This window comes from Pirellulales bacterium, from assembly GCA_035499655.1.
In the GTDB taxonomy this organism is placed as follows: domain Bacteria; phylum Planctomycetota; class Planctomycetia; order Pirellulales; family JADZDJ01; genus DATJYL01.
Genome location: DATJYL010000012.1, coordinates 13,638 through 32,525, shown reverse-complemented (window position 1 = coordinate 32,525; position 18,888 = coordinate 13,638). Strand labels below are relative to the sequence as shown.

14 protein-coding genes are annotated in these 18,888 nt (G+C 57.5%); 10 read left to right on the top strand and 4 right to left on the bottom strand.

From position 1 onward, the window contains the following. Window positions 1-1,146, bottom strand: a 1,146-nt coding sequence (locus VMJ32_00815; GenBank protein ID HTQ37535.1) for a PQQ-binding-like beta-propeller repeat protein, incomplete at its 3' end; no start/stop codon positions are given. 278 nt (window positions 1,147-1,424) lie between these two features. On the opposite strand from VMJ32_00815, the gene VMJ32_00810 reads away from it, so the two are divergent. Next, a complete protein-coding gene (locus VMJ32_00810; protein ID HTQ37534.1) occupies window positions 1,425-1,616 on the top strand; it encodes a hypothetical protein in 192 nt (63 codons plus the stop codon). A gap of 14 nt (window positions 1,617-1,630) precedes the next feature. On the opposite strand, the gene VMJ32_00805 is transcribed toward VMJ32_00810, so the two are convergent. Then, complete coding sequence (locus VMJ32_00805; protein ID HTQ37533.1) at window positions 1,631-2,956, bottom strand: alkaline phosphatase family protein; 1,326 nt, start codon at window positions 2,954-2,956, stop codon at window positions 1,631-1,633. A 181-nt stretch (window positions 2,957-3,137) separates the two neighbouring features. Then, entirely contained in the window at window positions 3,138-4,028 is an 891-nt protein-coding gene (locus VMJ32_00800; GenBank protein ID HTQ37532.1) for an SAM-dependent methyltransferase, read from the bottom strand. A 195-nt stretch (window positions 4,029-4,223) separates the two neighbouring features. On the opposite strand from VMJ32_00800, the gene VMJ32_00795 reads away from it, so the two are divergent. Both VMJ32_00795 and VMJ32_00790 read left to right on the top strand, forming a co-directional pair. Next, a complete protein-coding gene (locus tag VMJ32_00795; protein HTQ37531.1) occupies window positions 4,224-5,003 on the top strand; it encodes a hypothetical protein in 780 nt (259 codons plus the stop codon). A 137-nt stretch (window positions 5,004-5,140) separates the two neighbouring features. Then, a complete protein-coding gene (locus tag VMJ32_00790; GenBank protein ID HTQ37530.1) occupies window positions 5,141-5,542 on the top strand; it encodes a hypothetical protein in 402 nt (133 codons plus the stop codon). A 74-nt stretch (window positions 5,543-5,616) separates the two neighbouring features. Here VMJ32_00790 and purD read toward each other — a convergent pair whose 3' ends face one another. Then, window positions 5,617-6,906, bottom strand: a complete 1,290-nt coding sequence (gene purD, locus VMJ32_00785) for a phosphoribosylamine--glycine ligase (protein HTQ37529.1) — start codon at window positions 6,904-6,906, stop codon at window positions 5,617-5,619. Between the two features lie 513 nt (window positions 6,907-7,419). Here purD and VMJ32_00780 point away from each other — a divergent pair. The 7 genes from VMJ32_00780 to VMJ32_00750 all read left to right on the top strand — a co-directional run bounded on the left by VMJ32_00780 (window position 7,420) and on the right by VMJ32_00750 (window position 18,876). After that, complete coding sequence (locus VMJ32_00780; GenBank protein HTQ37528.1) at window positions 7,420-8,568, top strand: ubiquinol-cytochrome c reductase iron-sulfur subunit; 1,149 nt, start codon at window positions 7,420-7,422, stop codon at window positions 8,566-8,568. Window positions 8,569-8,722: 154 nt separating this feature from the next. After that, window positions 8,723-9,496, top strand: coding sequence for a cytochrome b N-terminal domain-containing protein (locus VMJ32_00775; GenBank protein HTQ37527.1), 774 nt, complete (start codon window positions 8,723-8,725; stop codon window positions 9,494-9,496). Between the two features lie 86 nt (window positions 9,497-9,582). Further along, window positions 9,583-10,956 carry a hypothetical protein gene (locus tag VMJ32_00770; protein ID HTQ37526.1) on the top strand — a complete coding sequence of 458 codons (1,374 nt, stop codon included), beginning with the start codon at window positions 9,583-9,585 and terminating at the stop codon, window positions 10,954-10,956. 110 nt (window positions 10,957-11,066) lie between these two features. Further along, a complete protein-coding gene (locus tag VMJ32_00765; protein ID HTQ37525.1) occupies window positions 11,067-15,725 on the top strand; it encodes a c-type cytochrome in 4,659 nt (1,552 codons plus the stop codon). A 48-nt stretch (window positions 15,726-15,773) separates the two neighbouring features. Further along, entirely contained in the window at window positions 15,774-16,571 is a 798-nt protein-coding gene (locus VMJ32_00760) for a hypothetical protein (protein ID HTQ37524.1), read from the top strand. A gap of 113 nt (window positions 16,572-16,684) precedes the next feature. Continuing rightward, the gene (locus VMJ32_00755) at window positions 16,685-17,599 is read left to right on the top strand and encodes a hypothetical protein (GenBank protein HTQ37523.1); all 915 of its coding nucleotides are present in this window, start codon (window positions 16,685-16,687) and stop codon (window positions 17,597-17,599) included. Between the two features lie 89 nt (window positions 17,600-17,688). Continuing rightward, window positions 17,689-18,876: a cytochrome c gene (locus tag VMJ32_00750; protein HTQ37522.1), complete on the top strand. Its 1,188-nt coding sequence runs from the start codon at window positions 17,689-17,691 to the stop codon at window positions 18,874-18,876. Window positions 18,877-18,888 lie beyond the last annotated feature (12 nt).

Here is an 18,888-nt window from a genome sequence, read left to right as displayed (position 1 = left end):
GACGACGAGCGGGGAGTTGGAATATCCCCATTGCCGGGCCGTAAAAGGCGCGGGCTTGGGATCAGCTTCGGCATCGGCCACAATATCGTGCGACCAAATCGGCCGGCCCGTGGCGGCATCCAAGCAATTCAATATGCCTGTCGCACCGAGCGAATAAATGCGCCCTACGGCAAACGTGGGCGTGCCGCGCGGTCCAGCGCTGGACAGCGGCTCCTCGAAGCGAGCGGCATCTTCGTGGGCCCAAATTTCATCTCCCGTGGCGGCATGGTAGCAAACCACACATTCTTGCTCGCCGCGTTGTTCCTGGGTAAACAATTTGCCATGGACTACAATCATGCTGGACCAGGCGGGCCCCACCCGATGTCGCCACAACTGCTTGGGAGGCTGCTGCTGCCAATCGGTCGCCACTTTCAGACCGGGCACTTGATTGTTGCGATTTTGACCGCGAAACTCCGGCCAGTCGCCGGGAAGAATTTGCAACGCCGGGCCGGCATTTGCCGCGATGGGGTTGGGGCTGGCCGTGGCAACGGAATTCGCCTTCGTATGCTCCGCCAAAAACTGGTCTTCGGAAGTCGGACTCCACCGCCAGGCAAACGCGGAATGCTGGCCGCCATCGAGCCCTTCCCAACGAACCAAATCAAAAAAACCGGCCGTTACCAAAATGACGCCGCATAAACCGACTCGTTCGACACGAGGCGAAAAATGAAACCACGTGTTGGAGACCAACAGCCACGCCGTCCAAGCCAACAGCACCAACGGGAAACTAGCCATGAACACGCCCATCATTCCCATGGAACCAAAGCTTTTTTTATCGGCCAACAGGCCGGTTACGATTGCGGCGGCAATCAATACGGCGAGCGCCAAAAACCGATCGGACCATTGTGCGCGGCTGAAAAACATCCACCAAACGACAAAGACCAGCAGCACCACGCCATACATGCCGAACCGCGAAACAAAGCGGACAAACATCGACATTTCCATGTGATCGGCAGCGAAGTGAAATCCCCACAGAACCCCCACGATGATGATGGCGGGCCACAAACGCAATTTGCGCGCGGACCGGCTAGCCCCGTTGCGAATGCTGCCGTGCGGCATTGCGGATACAGGCAAATTGCTTCCGCTCGACGGCGTAGCAGCAGTGCTCATGACAGCAGTTCCTCAAGCGATTTTTGCAACCAGATAAACCATGACGGTGCAAAACCGTCGATCAAGTTGCTGATGATTGTAAATTATCGCGATGCTCCTCAATCAAGCAACCCGAAATAATAAAGCACATGCTACCATCGCCATTCGCTGCAGATAAATCGCAAAGCCTCGCCACCACGTCCCCTTGACGGTTCACCACATTTTCATGGTATTTTGAAAATCAAACAACTTGATTTCCAACATCCGTCAGCACAACATTAAAACCGAAGGATCACAGCATGACGATTTTGCGGATTGGCGCCACGCACAAATATGCCACAGGCTGGGAACGAGCATTTAGCAAGGTGGGAAAACCCCCAGCGACAAAAGCGGCGGTCACAAAAACCGCCAAAGCGAAAACGGCGCCTGCGAAAGCGGCGGCGGCGAAATCCGCTAAGGGGAAAGGCAAAGTCGGACGCAAGCGGAAATGAGGTAAAGTCATTTTCTAAGGAATGTCGAGCGGGGGACCTTTTGCACCGGCGGCCGGTTGAATGCCCAGCAGTTTGGCCACCGTGGGATGCAGCCGGAGCGTGCTAACAGGTCCCAAATCATGGCCCGGCTGATCGGAACCATATCGCGCCAGCACCATGAATCCCAACATTTTGTCGTCCAACGCCGGATCGTAACCGTGCATCCCTTTGAGCGATTTGGGGTCGGCTTCGGCCGGCTCAGTTCCGGCCAGATCGTGGCTGGTAAAGTAGTAGCCGGGGTCCAGGCTGACGACGATGTCGCCGGTGCGATCGGCATTGGCGTAATTCCATGTCGTGGGAAGTTCGTCGCGCGTCCAACATTTCAGATAGGAAGCCTTGCGGAGATTTTCCAGGATGCTGTTCTTCACCACTTCGCGCTGGGATCCCGGAACATCGTTCAAATAAATGTTGGCGACGCTGCCGCTCCAGATAGCACGCACCGGATCGGGCGCCGGAACGTCGGTGCGGCCGATCAGCCAATTTAAGTTCACGAGCGTTTTGATGATGTCCATGCCGTGATCGGTGGTAATCAGCACGTACAGCGCGTCACCCTGGTCCGGGTGCATGTGCTGCTTGAAGACATCGGCCACTTCGCCCACGACTTTTTCCAAGTCTTGATCGACCTCGTGGATGGCCTTGGTGACGCCTTCCGATTCCGGACCGTCGCCGTGACCCGCGTGATCGACGGAAAAAGCGTAACCCATCAACAGTCGCAGCGGCTGTTTGTTGTCGGGATTGTCGCAATCCTTGCGGTAGGCGTCGACCAGCTTTTCCAACCGCTGAGCATCGGTTTCGTGCACATCGAAAGCATCGCTGGGATCATAAATGGCGGCCTGCGTGGCGCCGGCGGGCAAACTGTTTTCGTTGGAGGAAAGGGGCCAATCCCACACCGCCGTGCGAACTCCTTGACGCGTCGCGGTTTGCCAGATGGGTTCGGCTTCAAGCTGATTCGGGCCCATGCTGGGCAAGTCGAACAGTTTGCCAACGCTGGTGTCGAAAAATTTGTTCGAGACGATGCCATGAATGCCAGGAAGAACGCCCGTGACTTCGGAGGTGTGGCTGGGAAAAGTGAGGGAAGGGAAAATGGGGGTCAATTGCTTGGAGTAATCGCCGTGCTGCATCAGGCTATTGAGGAAGGGGGTTACACCCCGGTCCACGTAATCGCCGCGGTTGCCGTCGACGCTGATCCAGAGCACGGTGTTTTTGCCGGCGGAATCTGCGGCGACGGCCGGGGTAGAAATCGGAAAGTGCAGGGCCAGCCAGGCGAAAATGACACCGGCCAAAAGTTTAGCGGCGCGCATGGGGTGTTCTCGTCGTATTCGATTTTCTGAATTCGTTAGGGAATTTTTCATCGTAAGGGCCATTACTATCAGATGCAAGTCGCCAAGGAATTGGGTAGTGGGCCAATTTGAACATAGCCCGACTGTGTCAGTCGGGAAAAGCGCCTGTCGGAATTTCAAATTGTCCCACCACCAGGAATTGTCACAGGCCAGCGGAAGTTGACGCGCTGCGCTGCATCAGGCAAATGCCCGACCAGGGCCGCGCGCTGCGCCAGGGTTTATTTTCGGGCAGCAACGCAATCAGCCGCATGCCCAGTGTCAGTCGTTTTAAGCGCGCGGCCGTTTTCAACAGCGAGGCCACGTCTTTGGGCTGCCAGCCGCAGGGCTGGAAAAAATCGGGGCCTTCCGGCGGTCCAAATTTCAGCGGCACGCCGGCGGCATCCAATTGCTGCCCCATGCCTTGTTGCAACATGGCGAGCAGGGCGGGGGAAACCAAATCGAAAATCCAGTGGCGGAACGCGGGCTTTTGGGCCAAATCGGCCGCCAGGCTGCGCACTTCGTCGGCGGCTAAATAAATGAGCAAGCCTTCGGTCAGCACCAACACTTTTTTCGCCTGGCCGCTAAGCTCGGCGAACAACGTGCGCCGGGCGTCGACATCGGCCAAATTCAGCCGGACGCGCTCCAGGCTGCACAGCGGATTGTCGTCTTTCAAAACCGATTCTTTGTAATCCAACAAATCGGGCAGATCGACTTCCACCCAGCGCAGCTCCTTGGGCAGCGCCATCCGGTAAGGTCGGGCATCGAGGCCGGCGGCCAAATTCACCACCATGTCGACGCCGCGCTGGATTTCCTGGGTGATGAATCGGTCGATGAGAAACGTGCGGGCCACGAACGACCAGGCGTGCGTTTCGCTGAGCGAGAAACCGGCCGCGATTTGCTTCCCCTGCTCGCCGGCCAGTCGGGCGGCAAACGGATCGCGGAACACGGCGTCGGGCCGCTGGGTTTCGCGGGCCCGATACACGGCGACCCAGCGCGCCGTGTCGGAAATGTTCCGCAGCGCAGGTTCAGGTTGAGGGGTCACTTCAGTGGGCATATTCGGCGAATTTACGGTTGATTTCTAATGTAATGTAGTTTGGCGTGTTGCGCAATGGGCGGCGAACCGACGGCAGGGCGGGCGAGCGTTCCCAGCATTTCTTGACAATTTGCTTTACCCCTACTCAAGGGAGGTTTATAATGCCGGAGCATATCGCATACCCTTTTTTTGGGGGGCAAGCATCACGAGGGGCCCATGATACGAAGGCAAGGCATTTCGCTTCTGGCGTGGGGGTCGGCCATTGGGTTGTTTCTGGTGGCATTGATCGCACCGCGTGTGTGCCGGGCCAAAGTAACGCAAGTCATTACCTTTAACGACTACCCTTTTCCAGCCGTGTTATTGTCCACGCCGCCAGCGTCGTTGCTCAAGGGTGCGCTGACCGGACAGGTTTCGGTGTTTGACGAATTGACCGACTTTGTGTTGCCCAGCGATCTGCACACCGACACCAACGGCTGGGGCCACGGCATTCCGGGATTGTATTCAACTCCAAGCACGACGTTTCCCGGTGTTATTCCCGCGGGAACGGTGGTGAGCAGTTTTATGATTCACTTTGATACCGCGGGAGGAGCATTTGACCCTGACACGGCGGCATGCGAAGTGGTCACTGACGAAAACATTATCGGCGCGATTTTTTCGGATAGTAATCTCGACTTGAGCGACGGGATTGTCGGTAGTTCAAGCACGACTTATCCAAACGGATATCAATATCGGGGAGCGACGGTCGACCCGTTGGAAGGCAACGACAGTCTGGAGATTGGCGTGCCGGGGGACGTCGGTATCGGTTTTTCGCGCACGGTGACGGCCTTGAGCTTGGAAGTGGGAGGCGCCGTGGACGAAGTGCGGATTATTACCGCGCCGGTTCCGGAACCGGCCAGCGCGATATTGGCTGCGATGGCCGCGGCGGGATTGATGGGATTGGCATTACCACGTTGTCGACGTGGTGGGCGGTGGTTGCGTTACGATGCATCTGCATGATTTGTGCGGGGGGACGAGCGTTGATTAAATAGTGTCACCCAAACGATGGGTGTCATGGAATAGAAGGCTTTGATTATGATTTGATGAGGGGTGACCAGGCAGAGGAGCTCGGATTTTTTCGAGAGTCTTCTGCATCTATGTTCAAGCCATCGCTGGTTGGGGCATTTCTGATTGGCGGCTTGTTTGTTTTCGCCAGGGCCCAGGGACAAACCGTTCCCGATTCACCCTCGTCGAGTTTGAAGACACTGGAAACTTCCCTGTCGAATTTGGACGCGAGCCCATTGCAGGGCGTGCAAACTGTGTCCAGCTTAGAGGAAACTCCTGCATCTGGAATTCGTACCGAAACGCTGGCGACTACGCGGGAGGATTCTGACCCGCAGGTTGTACCGCAATACGATTTGCCCGGAGGGGGCGGCAATACGGGTGGCTCGACGACATTTCCTGTGGCGCTAGTGATCGAAATTTTGGGCGCTGGGGTGATTTTTGTTGGGGCGGTGGTATTGCTGTTTCGCTATGCAGCCAAGGTGATTTACGGCTGAGTGGCAGGTCATTGCTTCTTGCATCCGCTCGCAGATTGGCAATTCCATCGCGGGAATTATTTCTTCCATGAGAGCTACTCTCTATGAGTGTAGCCTTGGGCTTTGTCGGAGATATCTTTTCGGCACCAGGCGCCTTCCCAACGGATTTGCTTGACGGCAGTGTAGGCGGAAAGTTTGGCGGCGGGGATGGAATTGCCCAGCGCGGTGACGGTCAGCACACGGCCGCCGTTGGTTACCACGCGTCCGTCGGCAGTGGCGGTGCCGGAGTGGAACACTTTTACGTCGGGGACTTTGGCCGCTTCGTCCAGGCCACGGATGGACAGGCCGCGCTCGTAACTGCCCGGGTAGCCGGCGCTGGCCATGACGACACACACGGCCGTGCGCGGATCCCACTGCGGCGGCCCGACGGTAACTAATCGGTCGTCGACGACGCCTTCGAGCAAATCGACCAGGTCGCTTTGCAATCGCATCAGCAGCGGCTGACATTCGGGATCGCCGAAGCGGACGTTGAATTCCAGCACGCGGGGGCCTTGGCCGGTCATCATCAGCCCGGCGTACAGCACGCCGCGGAAGGGTCGACGCATCCGTTTGAGGGCGTGGACCACAGGGACCAGGACTTGCTCCTCGATGCGGTGGAGATCGGCTTCGGTGATGAGCGGCGTGGGGCAGTATGCGCCCATGCCGCCGGTGTTGGGGCCGGTATCGCCGTCGAAGGCAGCCTTGTGATCTTGCGCGGCGGGGAGCGTGAGAATGGTGCGGCCATCGGTGATGGCCAAGACGCTGGCCTCGTGGCCTTCGAGTCGTTCTTCGATGACGATTTGGCGGCCGGCCTCGCCAAACATTTTTTGTTTAGCCAGGCTGTTGACCGCATCCATGGCTTCGGCGCGGCCGCGGCAGACGAAGACGCCTTTGCCGGCGGCCAAGCCGTCGGCCTTCACCACGACGGGCACATCTTCGCGATCGCGCAGGTAGGTGAGCGCGCGGGTAATTTCGCGGAAGACTTGATACTCGGCCGTGGGGACGTCGGCCTGGCGGAGCAAGTTTTTGCAGAAGACTTTGCTGCCTTCCAATTCGGCGGCGGATTTGGAGGGACCGAAGATGCGCAGCTTTTCCGCCTGAAAGGCGTCGACAATGCCGGCCACCAGCGGCGCTTCCGGGCCGACCACGGTTAGAGCGATTTCGTTTTCTTTGGCGAAGCGGATGAGGCGCGGAAAATCGGTCGGGGAAAGATCGACATTTTCCGCGTCGGCGGCCGTGCCGGCATTGCCGGGGGCGACAAAAACTCGCTTGACCCGCGGGCTCTGCTTAATTTTCCAGGCCAAGGCGTGTTCGCGCCCGCCGGCGCCAATAATCAAGATGTTCATAAGTTGCGATCCTCCGTGAGTTGTGCCGCGTGCTGCCGGTCCGTTGCTTGTCAATGATGATGCAGCAGCATTCTCTGTTGGTAACTCTCTTTGCAATGGCTACGCAGTGTATTGTGCGAGCGGTTGGCAAAAGCATCAAGCGCCGTGGCATGAGTGTGGCTGGGAGCGAACGGGCACAATGGAGAAAACGCAGAAAAATGGCTAGGGAAGGTCATGATTTTTGCGGCCCGAACGAGGGGATTTCGTGCGATTGTGCGTTGTGCGTAAAATTAAAAAGGGTGCTCTTCGTGGGGAGATTCCCGGTTGACAAAAGTTGAATGGTAGCTACAACATGGGATACTTCGTGAAAAATCTCACAAACCCCTCCTCAACCGAGTGCCGGCACGGTTCAATGCTGTGCATTCTGAAGGATTGGGATGTGAATCAATCGCGGGTGTCTTTCCAACCCAGGCGGATAGCGCCGGCGATTGTGTGCCGCCTGCAAGGAAAGCCGGCGGATTAGGGATTAGCGTTATGGCAGACAAGAAAAAGATGTCGGTCGCCGAAATTCTGGCGGCGGCCCGTAAGGCAGATGGCAAAGAAGGCGGCGCTGCACCGGCGAGCAAAGCTGACGTGGCAGCGGCAGGCGCCGAAGAGGCTTTTGCACCTGCGGAAGAAGCTGCGCCAGCCGCGGCAGAACCTGTCGCTGCGGAGGATGCTCCCGCACCTGCGGCTAAGCCGGCTGCCAAACCGTTGGCGGCGGGCGAACGTCCCAGCGTGAAAGATATATTGGCCATGGCCCGCGCCGGCAAGCCTGGCGCCGCACCGGGTGCTGCTCCGGCGGCGAAATCTGCCGCGCCGAAGCCTGCTGCCAAAGCTCCGGGCGATAAGCCCGCGGCCGCCGTCGCAAAAGCAAACCCGGAGAAAGCCGCGACTAAGCCTGCTGCCAAACCCGTGGCAGCGGCGGTGGTGAAAGAGAAAGATACTGCCAGCATTTTGGCCGCCGCTCGCGCGGGAGCAAAGCCGGGTCCAATGACGAAGGCACAAGCGGCGGCACTGCCTGCGGCCAAGGCATCGCCCAAAGCGCCGGCGAAAGAAAAAATGGCGGTGCCGCCGATGCCGCCGAAACCGGCATATGCGAAACTTTCGCCCGCCAAGCCGGCGGCCGCGGAAGAAGATCGCCGCAGTTTTTTGGGGACGATTTTTGGCTCGGCGTTGGCGGTGGGCATGACGGCGATGGCTGCGACCGGCGGTTTGTGGACGCTTGGCTTTGCGCGCTTCATGTTCCCGAACGTGCTGACTGAGCCCCCCAGCCAGTTCAAAGTGGGTCCCAAGGAAAACTTCGCGCCCGGGCAGGTGGAAACCAAATTCGTGGCCTCCAATGGCGTGTGGATCGTGAACGGCGAGTACAACGGCAAGCCGGAAATTTATGCACTAAAAACCGTTTGCACGCATCTGGGCTGCACCCCCAACTGGCTGGAAGCGGAACAAAAATTCAAATGCCCCTGTCACGGCAGCGGGTTTTACAAAGACGGAATTAATTTTGAAGGCCCAGCACCCCGGCCTCTGGAACGGTATGCCATCCACATTGGCGACGATGGTCAATTGGAAGTGGATAAAAGCCGTACGTTCCAGGAAGAGTTGGGGCAGTGGACCGATCCCGATTGTTTTGTGCCGGTGTGAGAAGGAGTAGGTGGAAGAATGGAAAAGTCTAAGAGTCGAAAAATGAAACAGTTCATCGCACCCTTTGACTTTTAGACTCTTCGACTTTTTTGACTTTCGGTGGCGTCCGTGGTGGATTTGCACAATCATCAAATCTTTGAACTAACTCGCATCCATGTCTCTCGGCGAAACGATTCGCAATAGTCAAATTTGGAAGAGCATATTCCGCCATCCCATGCCGGTGGATCGGCGGAATCGCATCGTGGTGATGCTCACCAATTTTTTCCTGCATTTGCATCCGGTATCGATTAAAAAACAGGGCATCGCGCTGAGCTACACCTGGTGCATGGGGGGCGTGACGTTTTTTCTGTTTCTGGTCGAAACGGTCACCGGCGTGCTGCTGATGTTTTACTACCGGCCCACGCTGGAATGGGCCTATAACGATATTTTGGCGCTGCGCGACGTGGTGAGCCTGGGCATTATGCGAGAACTGCATCGCTGGGGCGCTCATGCCATGGTGATTACGGTGTGGCTGCACATGTATCGAGTGTTTTTGACGGGCAGTTACAAACCGCCGCGTGAATTCAACTGGGTAGTGGGTGTGATTTTGCTGCTGTTGACGCTGCTGTTGTCGTTCACCGGGTATTTGTTGCCCTGGGATCAGTTGGCGATTTGGGCCATCACGGTGGGTTCGAACATGGCCCGGGCGACGCCGCTATTGGGACACGAAGGTCCCGGGCATGCGCTGCTTTCGATTGGCGGGCGCGACATGATTACCAACGCTAGCGATGCGCGCTTTGGTTTGCTGGGCGCGCGCTTCGTGGGCGAAGAAACCTTGAACCGATTTTACGTGCTGCATTGCGTGGCGATTCCGATTGCGGCGGCCACGCTCATGGCCATTCACTTTTGGCGCGTGCGCAAAGACGGCGGAATCAGCGGGCCGCTGTGAACGATAGGCGATACGCGATAGGCAGTGGTCGGCTGGCGGTGGATGGTGATCGGTGGGTGTACTAAATTGAGCCGGAATTAGCTTCCATGGACGTCCACATTACGCTGAAGGCTGTGGTGCCGCTCTTGGCGGCCGAGGGGAATTTGCCGGAATTTTTGGATAGGATTTCCGGCTTCCTGGGCGGGTACTATTTGGCACTGGCCATGATGAACGCCGTGATGGCGTTTGTGCTGTGGAAGCGCAAGGGTGCGATAGGGGCGGCGCTCGTTTGGGTGGCCGTGGCGGTTGGGTTTGTTATTTTGTCGCCGCTGGCGGCTAGCGCCAACGAAGCCATGATGCCGCAGTTGCCGCAGTTTGTGCGCGATACGGTCGACAAACTTACCAGCCCGACCATGTACAGCTTGGGTACCAGCGGACTGCTGATCGTGTTTTTTGTGTTTCGCAAGTTCTTCGTGCAGCCGCTGGTCGCTTGGACCATGCTCAATGTGGTGCTGCTGGTCATGGGCATGGCCATGACCGATCCCAACTTCGCGGCGATCGTCACCAAGCCGGACAACGTGCCCATCGTTTCGATGGTGTTTCTGCTGGGCTTTTTTACCTGGCTGGCCGCCAACAAAGCGGTGCAAAACGACGAGCGCACCGCCCGGGGCGAAGTGCCGCTGGAAAAACTGGACGACGAAAAAGTACTGGTCTGGCCCGACTTGGTGTACACCGAGTTGATTTGCATGATCGCCTTGACGGCGCTGCTATTGGTGTGGGCCATCGCGCTGAAAGCGCCGCTGGAAGAACCGGCCAGCCGCGTGAAAACGCCCAATCCGTCCAAGGCGCCGTGGTACTTCTTGGGTCTGCAGGAAATGCTGGTGTATTTCGATCCGTGGTATGCCGGCGTGGTGCTGCCCAGTTTGGTGATTTTCGGGCTGATGGCCATTCCGTACATGGATTTCAACAAAAAAGGGAATGGCTACTACACCATTGCCGAGCGGAAGTTCAGTTACCTGGTGTTTCAGTTTGGATTTTTGGAATTGTGGGTGACGCTGATTGTGCTGGGCACATTTTTGCGCGGGCCGAATTGGAACATTTTCGGGCCGTTTGAAACGTGGGACATGCACAAGGTGGACGTGCTGAATAACCGCAACCTGTCGGAATACTTTTGGATCAACTGGCTGGGGCAATCGCTGCCGCATGCGCCGCCCGGGGCGAGCTTTGGCGAATCGCTGGGGTACATCCTGCTGCGCGAAGCGCCGGGCATTCTGGCGGTGTTGGCGTACTTCATTGTGCTGCCGCCGCTGATGGCGGTAACGGTCTTCCGGAAGTTTTTCGTGAAGATGGGTTTTTTCCGCTACATGCTGATGTCGAACATGTTGCTGCTGATGATGACGCTGCCCATCAAAATGGTGCTGCGTTGGACGGTGAATTTGAAATACATCATCGCGATTCCGGAGTATTTTTTAAATTTTTGAAATTGTCATTTGTCAGTGGTCTTTTGTCATTTGCTAAACCGCAAGCGGACATTCAGATCATGGGTGATTCAAACCAGTGACAACGGACAACTGACCACGGACCGCGTTTTATGCCCGCAACCGAATCAACCTGGCGCACGATGAAGTCGATGCACGTCGTGTTCGGCGTGGCCAGCGTGATTATGCTGGTGACCACGGTGTGGATGCTGGCGGCGGACCATAACCGGTCGTGGAAAAACTACCAGCGGGAATTTCGGGACATCGAAACGTGGACGGCCGACGCCAAAATCAATGAACAAAACAACGCCGATTTCAGCCTGACGGAAACGCAACTCAAGCAACAATTGGAGGCGGTGCAAGGGGCGGCGCTTTCGGACACAGGTCGGCAACTGTTTGCGAAGTTCGTGACCGAAGCGAAAAAGAAAACCGACGCGCAAGATGCATCGCAAGCCGCCGCAGATTCCCAGGCCGCTGATTTGGTTTCCGCCGACGTCGAAAAACTGGCCGGCTACACCGATGCCAGCCAGCGGCGCGATTTGCGGATGGATTTGTATAACCGAATGCGCGACCTCATCAGCCGGGTGAAATTCCGCGAAGACAATCTCACGAGCAATCTCAAATTCCGGAAGGCGGTTCTCGATAAGGCCATGGCGACCTACAGCCTGGCGGTAGGCGAAAGTGCGCCGGCGGAACAAACCGCGCAGTTGCAGTTGAACATCGACCAGGCCAAACACGATGTCGACGGGCTGACAGCCATGCAACAACAGGAGCAAACGCACCGCAAGGAATTGGATTCCATTTTCAAACAAATTACGTCGGAGGAGGATGTAGCGGCGAAAAACCTGCAGGAGCATCAACACAAGTTGGAGCAGTTGCGGAAGGCATTTGTGCAACGCAAGGCCAACCCGGGCAAGCAAGTCTTGGAAATGCCCATTCTTGACGCTTTCAACAGCGCGCTGAAGATCGATCAGATCTGGCTTCCGGACCTGACGCTAAACAACAATTTCAAAGAAGTGGCGCGGTTCGATCATTGCACGACGTGCCATCAGGCCATCGAAAAAACGCAGCCTGGTTCGGCGGTGCTGCCCGCTTATGAGCAAACGCATAACTTCACGGTTTCGCTGGCCACGCCCAAAGAGGCGCCGCAGCCGCAGAAAGATTCTGCGGGGGACGAAGTTCCCGTGAATGTGGAGCAAGTATACGGGTTTGCGCTAGCCGACCGGGGCATGGTGAAGAGCGATGACGTGACTATCGGCGCCGTGTTTCCCCAAAGTCCGGCAGCGCTGGCCGGATTGATTGCCGGCGACGTGCTGGTAAAAATCAACGATGCGCGCGTGGTTGATTTTGATCGTGCGCTGGTGAATTTACTGACGAACGTGAAGTGGGGCCAGCCGTTGGAGTTGACCATCCGCCGCGGCGTGCCGGAGCCGTTCAGTTCGCATCCCCGGCTGGATTTGTTCGTGGGCGGCAGCAGCCCGCATCCCAAGGATAAATTCGGCTGCACGATATGCCATCAAGGGCAGGGGAGCGCGACGTCGTTCGAATGGGCCTCGCACACGCCAAATTCGCCGCAGCAGGGGCGCGACTGGGCGCACGATTACGGCTGGTTCAACAACCACCATTGGATTTTCCCGATGTATCCACGGGCGTTCGACGAAGCGAGCTGCCTGAAATGCCATCATGAAGTGGTCGATTTGGAGCCGAGCGCGAAATATCCCGACCCGCCGGCGCCGACGTTGCTAAAGGGTTACGAATTGGTGCGGAATTACGGCTGCTTCGGCTGCCACGAAATCAACGGATTCAACGGGCCGAACACGCGCGTGGGACCCGATGTGCGAGCCGAACCGACGTTTTACGCCGCGGCACAGCAAATCAAAGCCGATCCTGGTTTTGCAAAATTAACGGATGAAGAAAAGAGCTGGGTGGAACGTCTGATCGGCCATCCGGACGATGACTCCGCTCGCCGCCGCTTGCGCGAATTTTTGGTGGCAGATGCGGCAACCAAAGAGCCGGCGACGCCGGTGCTGGCACCCGCAACGGATCATTTGGAGGGCGCGCTGAAAGACGTGGAAACCCCCGGCACGTTCCGCAAAGTGGGTCCCAGCTTGCGATACGTGGGCAGCAAAGACGGGTTCGACTTCCTCTATTCGTGGATTCGCAATCCGCGAGATTTTCGGCCCAGCACAAAAATGCCGCGGTTCTTCGGGTTATGGGATCACCTGGTCCCGACCGAAAAATTGGATGCCAAAGGTCAGCCGATGCGCGACGACAAAGGCAACCTGGTTTACGAAGACAGCCCCGGGTTCGTCGATGCGCAGCGCTACGAGCCGGTGGAAATACGGGCAATCGCGAAGTATCTGCTGACGAACAGCCAACCGTTTGATTATTTGGAGCCGTTTTCCGGCGTTACCGCGCAGCCGTCGGCGGAGCGTGGCAAAAAAGCGTTTGAGATGCGGTGCATCGCCTGCCATCAACACGCCGATTTTCCTCAGGCGATGGCCACGCAAGGTCCGAACTTATCGCGCGTGGGGGCTAAGCTGTCGCTGGAGCCATATGGCGCGCAGTGGCTGTACAGTTGGATTAAAAATCCGGCCCACTATCACGCCCGCACGGTGATGCCCAACACCATGCTGACGCCGGTCACAGCGGCCGACGGGAGCGTGAGCGACCCGATTGCGGACATCGTGGCTTTCTTAATGCAATCGACGGAAGGCTGGAAGCCGACCGACGTGCCTGCGGAAAACGAGCTGACACCGGCCGAACAAGCGGCCTTGTTTGATTTGGCGCTCGTGTATCTGAAAGAAAAATATCCGACCGAGCGTGCGAAGCAATACTTGCAGGAAGGGATTCCGCAGGATCGCGCCGTCGGGGTGACGGGAGCGGAAATCGAGTTGATTCAGAATTCCAAGCAGAGCGAAATCAAAGAAGGCGCCGCGGCCGAGCGGGCGCTGAAATATGTGGGCCGCCGCGCCATCAGCAAGTACGGCTGCTTCGGCTGCCACGACATTCCCGGGTTTGAAGACGCCAAGCCGATCGGCACGGCGCTGGCCGACTGGGGGCGGAAAGATCCTTCACGGTTGGCGTTCGAGCAAATTGGCGAGTATGTGACCCACTACGCCTGGCCGCAGCAGGAGGGCACTGGGGTCGGGGTTCAGGGTTCGGGGAAAAGCAAGGAGCAGTCCGGCGGAGGGAATCAGGGAGCGAGTGTTCAAAATCAAGCGGCGGCTTCGCAAGTTGCAGATCACATGCCGTATGGCACGCCAGCTCGGCCGGCCAGTGAGCCGCAGGAAAACATGGATTACGCCATCGACGAACTGGGCCCCACGCAGGGCTGGCTGATGGAAAAACTGTTGGGGCACGAGCGCGAAGGATTCATCTGGCAAAAACTCCACTCGCCACGCAGCTACGACTTCAAGAAGACCGAAAACAAGGGCTACAACGAGCGCCTGCGGATGCCGCAATTTCCGTTCAAAGAGGACGAAATTGAAGCCATCATGACGTTTGTGTTGGGCCTGGTTTCGGAACCGCCGGCGCCGCAATATGTGGCCAGCTACAGCGAAAATCCGCGCGAACAGGCCGTGATTGGCGGCATCAAGATGGTGGAGCAATTCAATTGCACGGGGTGCCACCAGTTGGAGTTTGACCGCTGGGATGTGGCCTACAAGGCCGGTTCGCTGGGCGCGGCCGTGCAGACGGCCGATTATCCGTTCGAGATGCCGCACTTCACGCCGGCGCAAATTGAGGATTCGCAAAAGGAAGATCGCCGCGGCCTGTTGCACGCGCAACTGTACGGCCGGCCGGTGGTCGACGCCAAAGGGGAAGTTGCCACCACCGACGAAAACGAGGACGGCGACAAATTCGAAGGGGGCGGCCTGGGCGAACGCTTCACGCTGTGGCATGACACGTTGCTGGACGGCAAGGCCTGGCTCGTGGGTTCGAAAAATCCGCTGGTGCCCGACAATTGCGTCACGGCCAAGTTTTCCGGGCGTGGCGGCGATTTAGGCCGCTGGATTTATCCGACGGTAGTGGCCGACGAGCAAAAAATAAATCCCAACGCCAAGGCGGATGAAGCGTGGGGTTGGCTGCCGCCGCCGCTGATCGGCGAAGGCCAAAAAGTGCAAACCCGCTGGCTGCACGATTTCCTGTTGGAGCCGTACCCCATTCGTCCGGCGGTCGTGCTGCGGATGCCGAAATTCAACATGAGTTCCAACGACGCCACCGCGTTGGTCGACTTTTTCGCCGCGCGGGACGACGCTCCCGCGCCTTACGAGTTCGATGCCCGAACCAGCGGCGATTACCTCACGGCCCAGGAACTAAGCCATCACAACCGCCTGGTTGATGCGCTTAAAATCGTGACGAACAACAACTACTGCGTGAAGTGCCACCTGGTGGGCGATTACACTCCCGGCGGCAGCGTACGGGCCATGGGTCCGCAATTAGATCGCGTCAACGAACGGCTGCGGCCCGACTACGTGGAACACTGGGTGGGAAATCCCAAGCGCATTTTGCCGTACACCGGCATGCCGGTGAACATTCCGCCGGGCCAACCGGTGGCGCAAGATTTGTTCCCAGGCAACAGCCAACAGCAGCTTGACGGCGTGATCGATTTGCTGATGAATTGGGATCGATTCACCAAGGCGCAATTCACGCTGAAATCGTGGATTAAACCGGCCGCAGGGGCGACCGGCGGGGCCAGTTCAGGCGGCGCTGCCCCAGGCGCCGGGGCGAGTGCCACACCGCCGACAGGCAGTACGAGCAATAACCCATAGACCATGCATCATGCCATATCTACTTGCCGCTACCGGAGGACACACACCATGAAAACGATTCGCAGTATTCTTATGACGCTTTTTGCCATTGCTGTGACCGTTGCCGCCGCAATGTTTAATAGTGCCGCGCACGCCGACGATTGGGGCACGCTGACCGGGCGGTTTGTGTATGACGGCAAGGCGCCAGTGCCGGCGAAAATCACTCCTGATAAAGATGTGGAAGTGTGCGGCAAGCATCCGCTCAACAACGAGAGCCTGGTCGTGGCCGACGACGGTGGCTTGGCAAACGTGTTTGTTTGGGTGCGCACCAAAGACGTGAAGGCGGCGCCGGAATATGCGGCCACGGCGAATGAAAAGGTGGTACTGGACAATCACGATTGCCGCTTCCAACCGCACGCCTTGGCCATTCGCACGACGCAAACGCTGGAAATTAAAAACTCCGATCCCATGGGCCACAACACCAACGGGGCCGATCTGAAAGCCAATGCACCCTTCAATGGCGTCATTCCCTCGGGCAAAGACGAAGATATGACGCTGTCCTTGGGGGAGCCATTTCCGGCGAAAATCACGTGCAATATTCACCCCTGGATGAACGCCTATCTGCTGGTGCGGCCCGATCCGTATTTTGCCGTGTCGGGTAAGGACGGGAAGTTTGAAATTAAGGACCTGCCCGCCGGCACGGAGTTGGAATTCCAAGTGTGGCAAGAAAAAGCGGGCAATGTGGCAAACACCAAAATTGATAGCACAAAAACGGATAACCGTGGACGGTTTAAGTACACCGTCAAGGCGGGCGCAAATGATTTGGGCGATATCAAGCTTGATCCGTCGCTGTTTAATAAGGAGTGAATGGTGAGGAGGTGATTGGTTAGTGATTGGAAATAAATAGTTGGAGGTCGGAGGCAAGTGGGCGGTTTTTTAGTTCCCGGCGTGTCCGGGAAGGTTGAAGCGGAGAACAGTCGATGAAGTGGTTCAGGTGGTTTTCGATGATTGATTTGTTGGCGCTCCTGTGGATGGCAGGCTGTGCCCGGCCGATGCCCAACGATTCGCCGGGCAATGCCGAGGCGGCGGATAAAATTCGGCTGACGCTGGTGAGCAATGCCACTGCGTCCGGAGGCGGAGCCGCGGTGGAAACGCCAGCGGCGGCGAAGGCCACGGGCTGGGGGACGATGAAAGGCCGGTTTGTGTACGACGGCGCGCCGCCAACGCCGGCTAATCTTTCCATCACGAAAGATCCCGAGGTGTGCGGCAAACATCCGTTGGCCAACGAAGCGCTGCTGGTTTCCAGCGACGGCGGGCTGGCCAACGTGGTGTTGTTTGCTCGCAACAAAAATATCGAAGTGCATCCCGATTACGCAGCCACCGCCGAACAGCCCGTGCTGCTGGATAATCACGATTGTCACTTTGTGCCGCACATTGTCGCGGTTCGGACCGGGCAACCGCTGGATATTAAAAACTCCGACACGGTGAGCCACAACACCAACATCGCCTTTGCCAGCAACGCGCCGTTCAACGCCATTATTCCCTCGGGCTCGCCGCCGGCGGTGCAAAAGCTGGGTAGTGCCGAGCCTTCGCCCGCCACCGCGGTGTGCAACATTCATCCATGGATGAAAGGCTACGTGGTGGTGCAATCGCATCCGTATGTGGCCGTCTCGAACAAAGACGGCACGTTCGAATTGAAAAACGTGCCGGCCGGCATTCCATTGGAGTTCCAGGCGTGGCATGAATCGTCGAGCGGCTCCAACGGCGCCTTGCAAGCCGACCGGCCTGATTTGAAGTGGCAGCCCAACGGGCGGTTCACGGTCACTCTGCAGCCGGACCAGGTGCTGGATTTGAAAGATATTAAAGTGCCGGCGGCGACGCTGGCGGCAAAGTAATGCAAAATAGAAGCTCGAAAATACGACACGCAGTGGCGAATCTAAATCCAAAACCATTTTGATCTGATATCAAACTTTCCCTTGGGCCCATGTTAAATTCTTGGCGAAATACTGGCTGGCTTAGCGTGACGATGTTGGTGGTGTTGCCGCTTGCGGCCGGCTGCGGCGAATCGTCGCCGGCGCGGTTTCATGCCAACCTGGTGCAACTGGCCGATACCAACGTTTCCGACAAGCATCAGCAGCAAATTGCCGATATTTTGCTGGCCATGTTCGGCACCCCGGACGATCCTTTCGTGCTGCCGGAAACGGGGCTCGATTTGCAAAAGTTGAAGATCGCGGCCGGGCCGGTGAAGGGCTACACGCAAGGCTTGTTCCGCTTGCACTGCGTCCACTGCCACGGCATTACCGGCGACGGCATGGGGCCGACGGCGCTGTTTTTGAAACCGTACCCGCGCGATTACCGCGAAGGGTGGTTCAAATTCAAATCGACGCCATCGAATCAGCCGCCCACTCATGCCGATTTAGTGCGTACGCTGCAAGAAGGCATTCCGGGCACGGCGATGCCTTCGTTCAAGCTGCTTTCTGAAGGGGAAATTTATGCGTTGGTGGAATACGTGGAATATTTGAGCATGCGTGGCCAGACGGAGTTGGAGCTGATCAATCAGTACAAACTGGCGGATGCTTTCGATCCGGATAAAGAAGACTTCCCCACGACGAAAGAGTTTTTGGTCAACACGGTGATTTCGCCGATTGCGGCCAAGTGGAAAAATGCTCCCAGCCAATCGACCCAGGTGCCGACGCCGCCGAAAGATTTCGGCAGCACGGCTTCCATCGAGCGCGGCAAGCAGGTGTTTTACACCACCGGCGGCTGTGTGAAATGCCACGGGCCCACAGCGCTGGGAGATGGGCAATTGGTGTGGGACATGTGGAGTGAAGCAATTCATAAAATGGACGTGAAGGTGGCCGAATCCGCCGACCCGGCCAAATTGTCGGAATTAAGCTACGCGTTGCGGGTCGATGCCTTGCCGCCGCGCGAAGGGGAGCCGCGTAATTTGCGGGCCGGCATCTTGCGGGGAGGCCGCGAGCCGTACGAGTTGTTTTATCGGCTGAACAATGGAATTTTCCCGTCGCAAATGCCGGGCATTGGCACTACGCCTGGCATGACGAGCGACGATATTTGGCATTTGATCGATTTTATTTTGGATTTGCCATACGAACCGGGCAGCCAATACCACAACGACGAACACATGAAAGCTCCGCCGCGCGAATTGCTATAGCGAACCATTTCA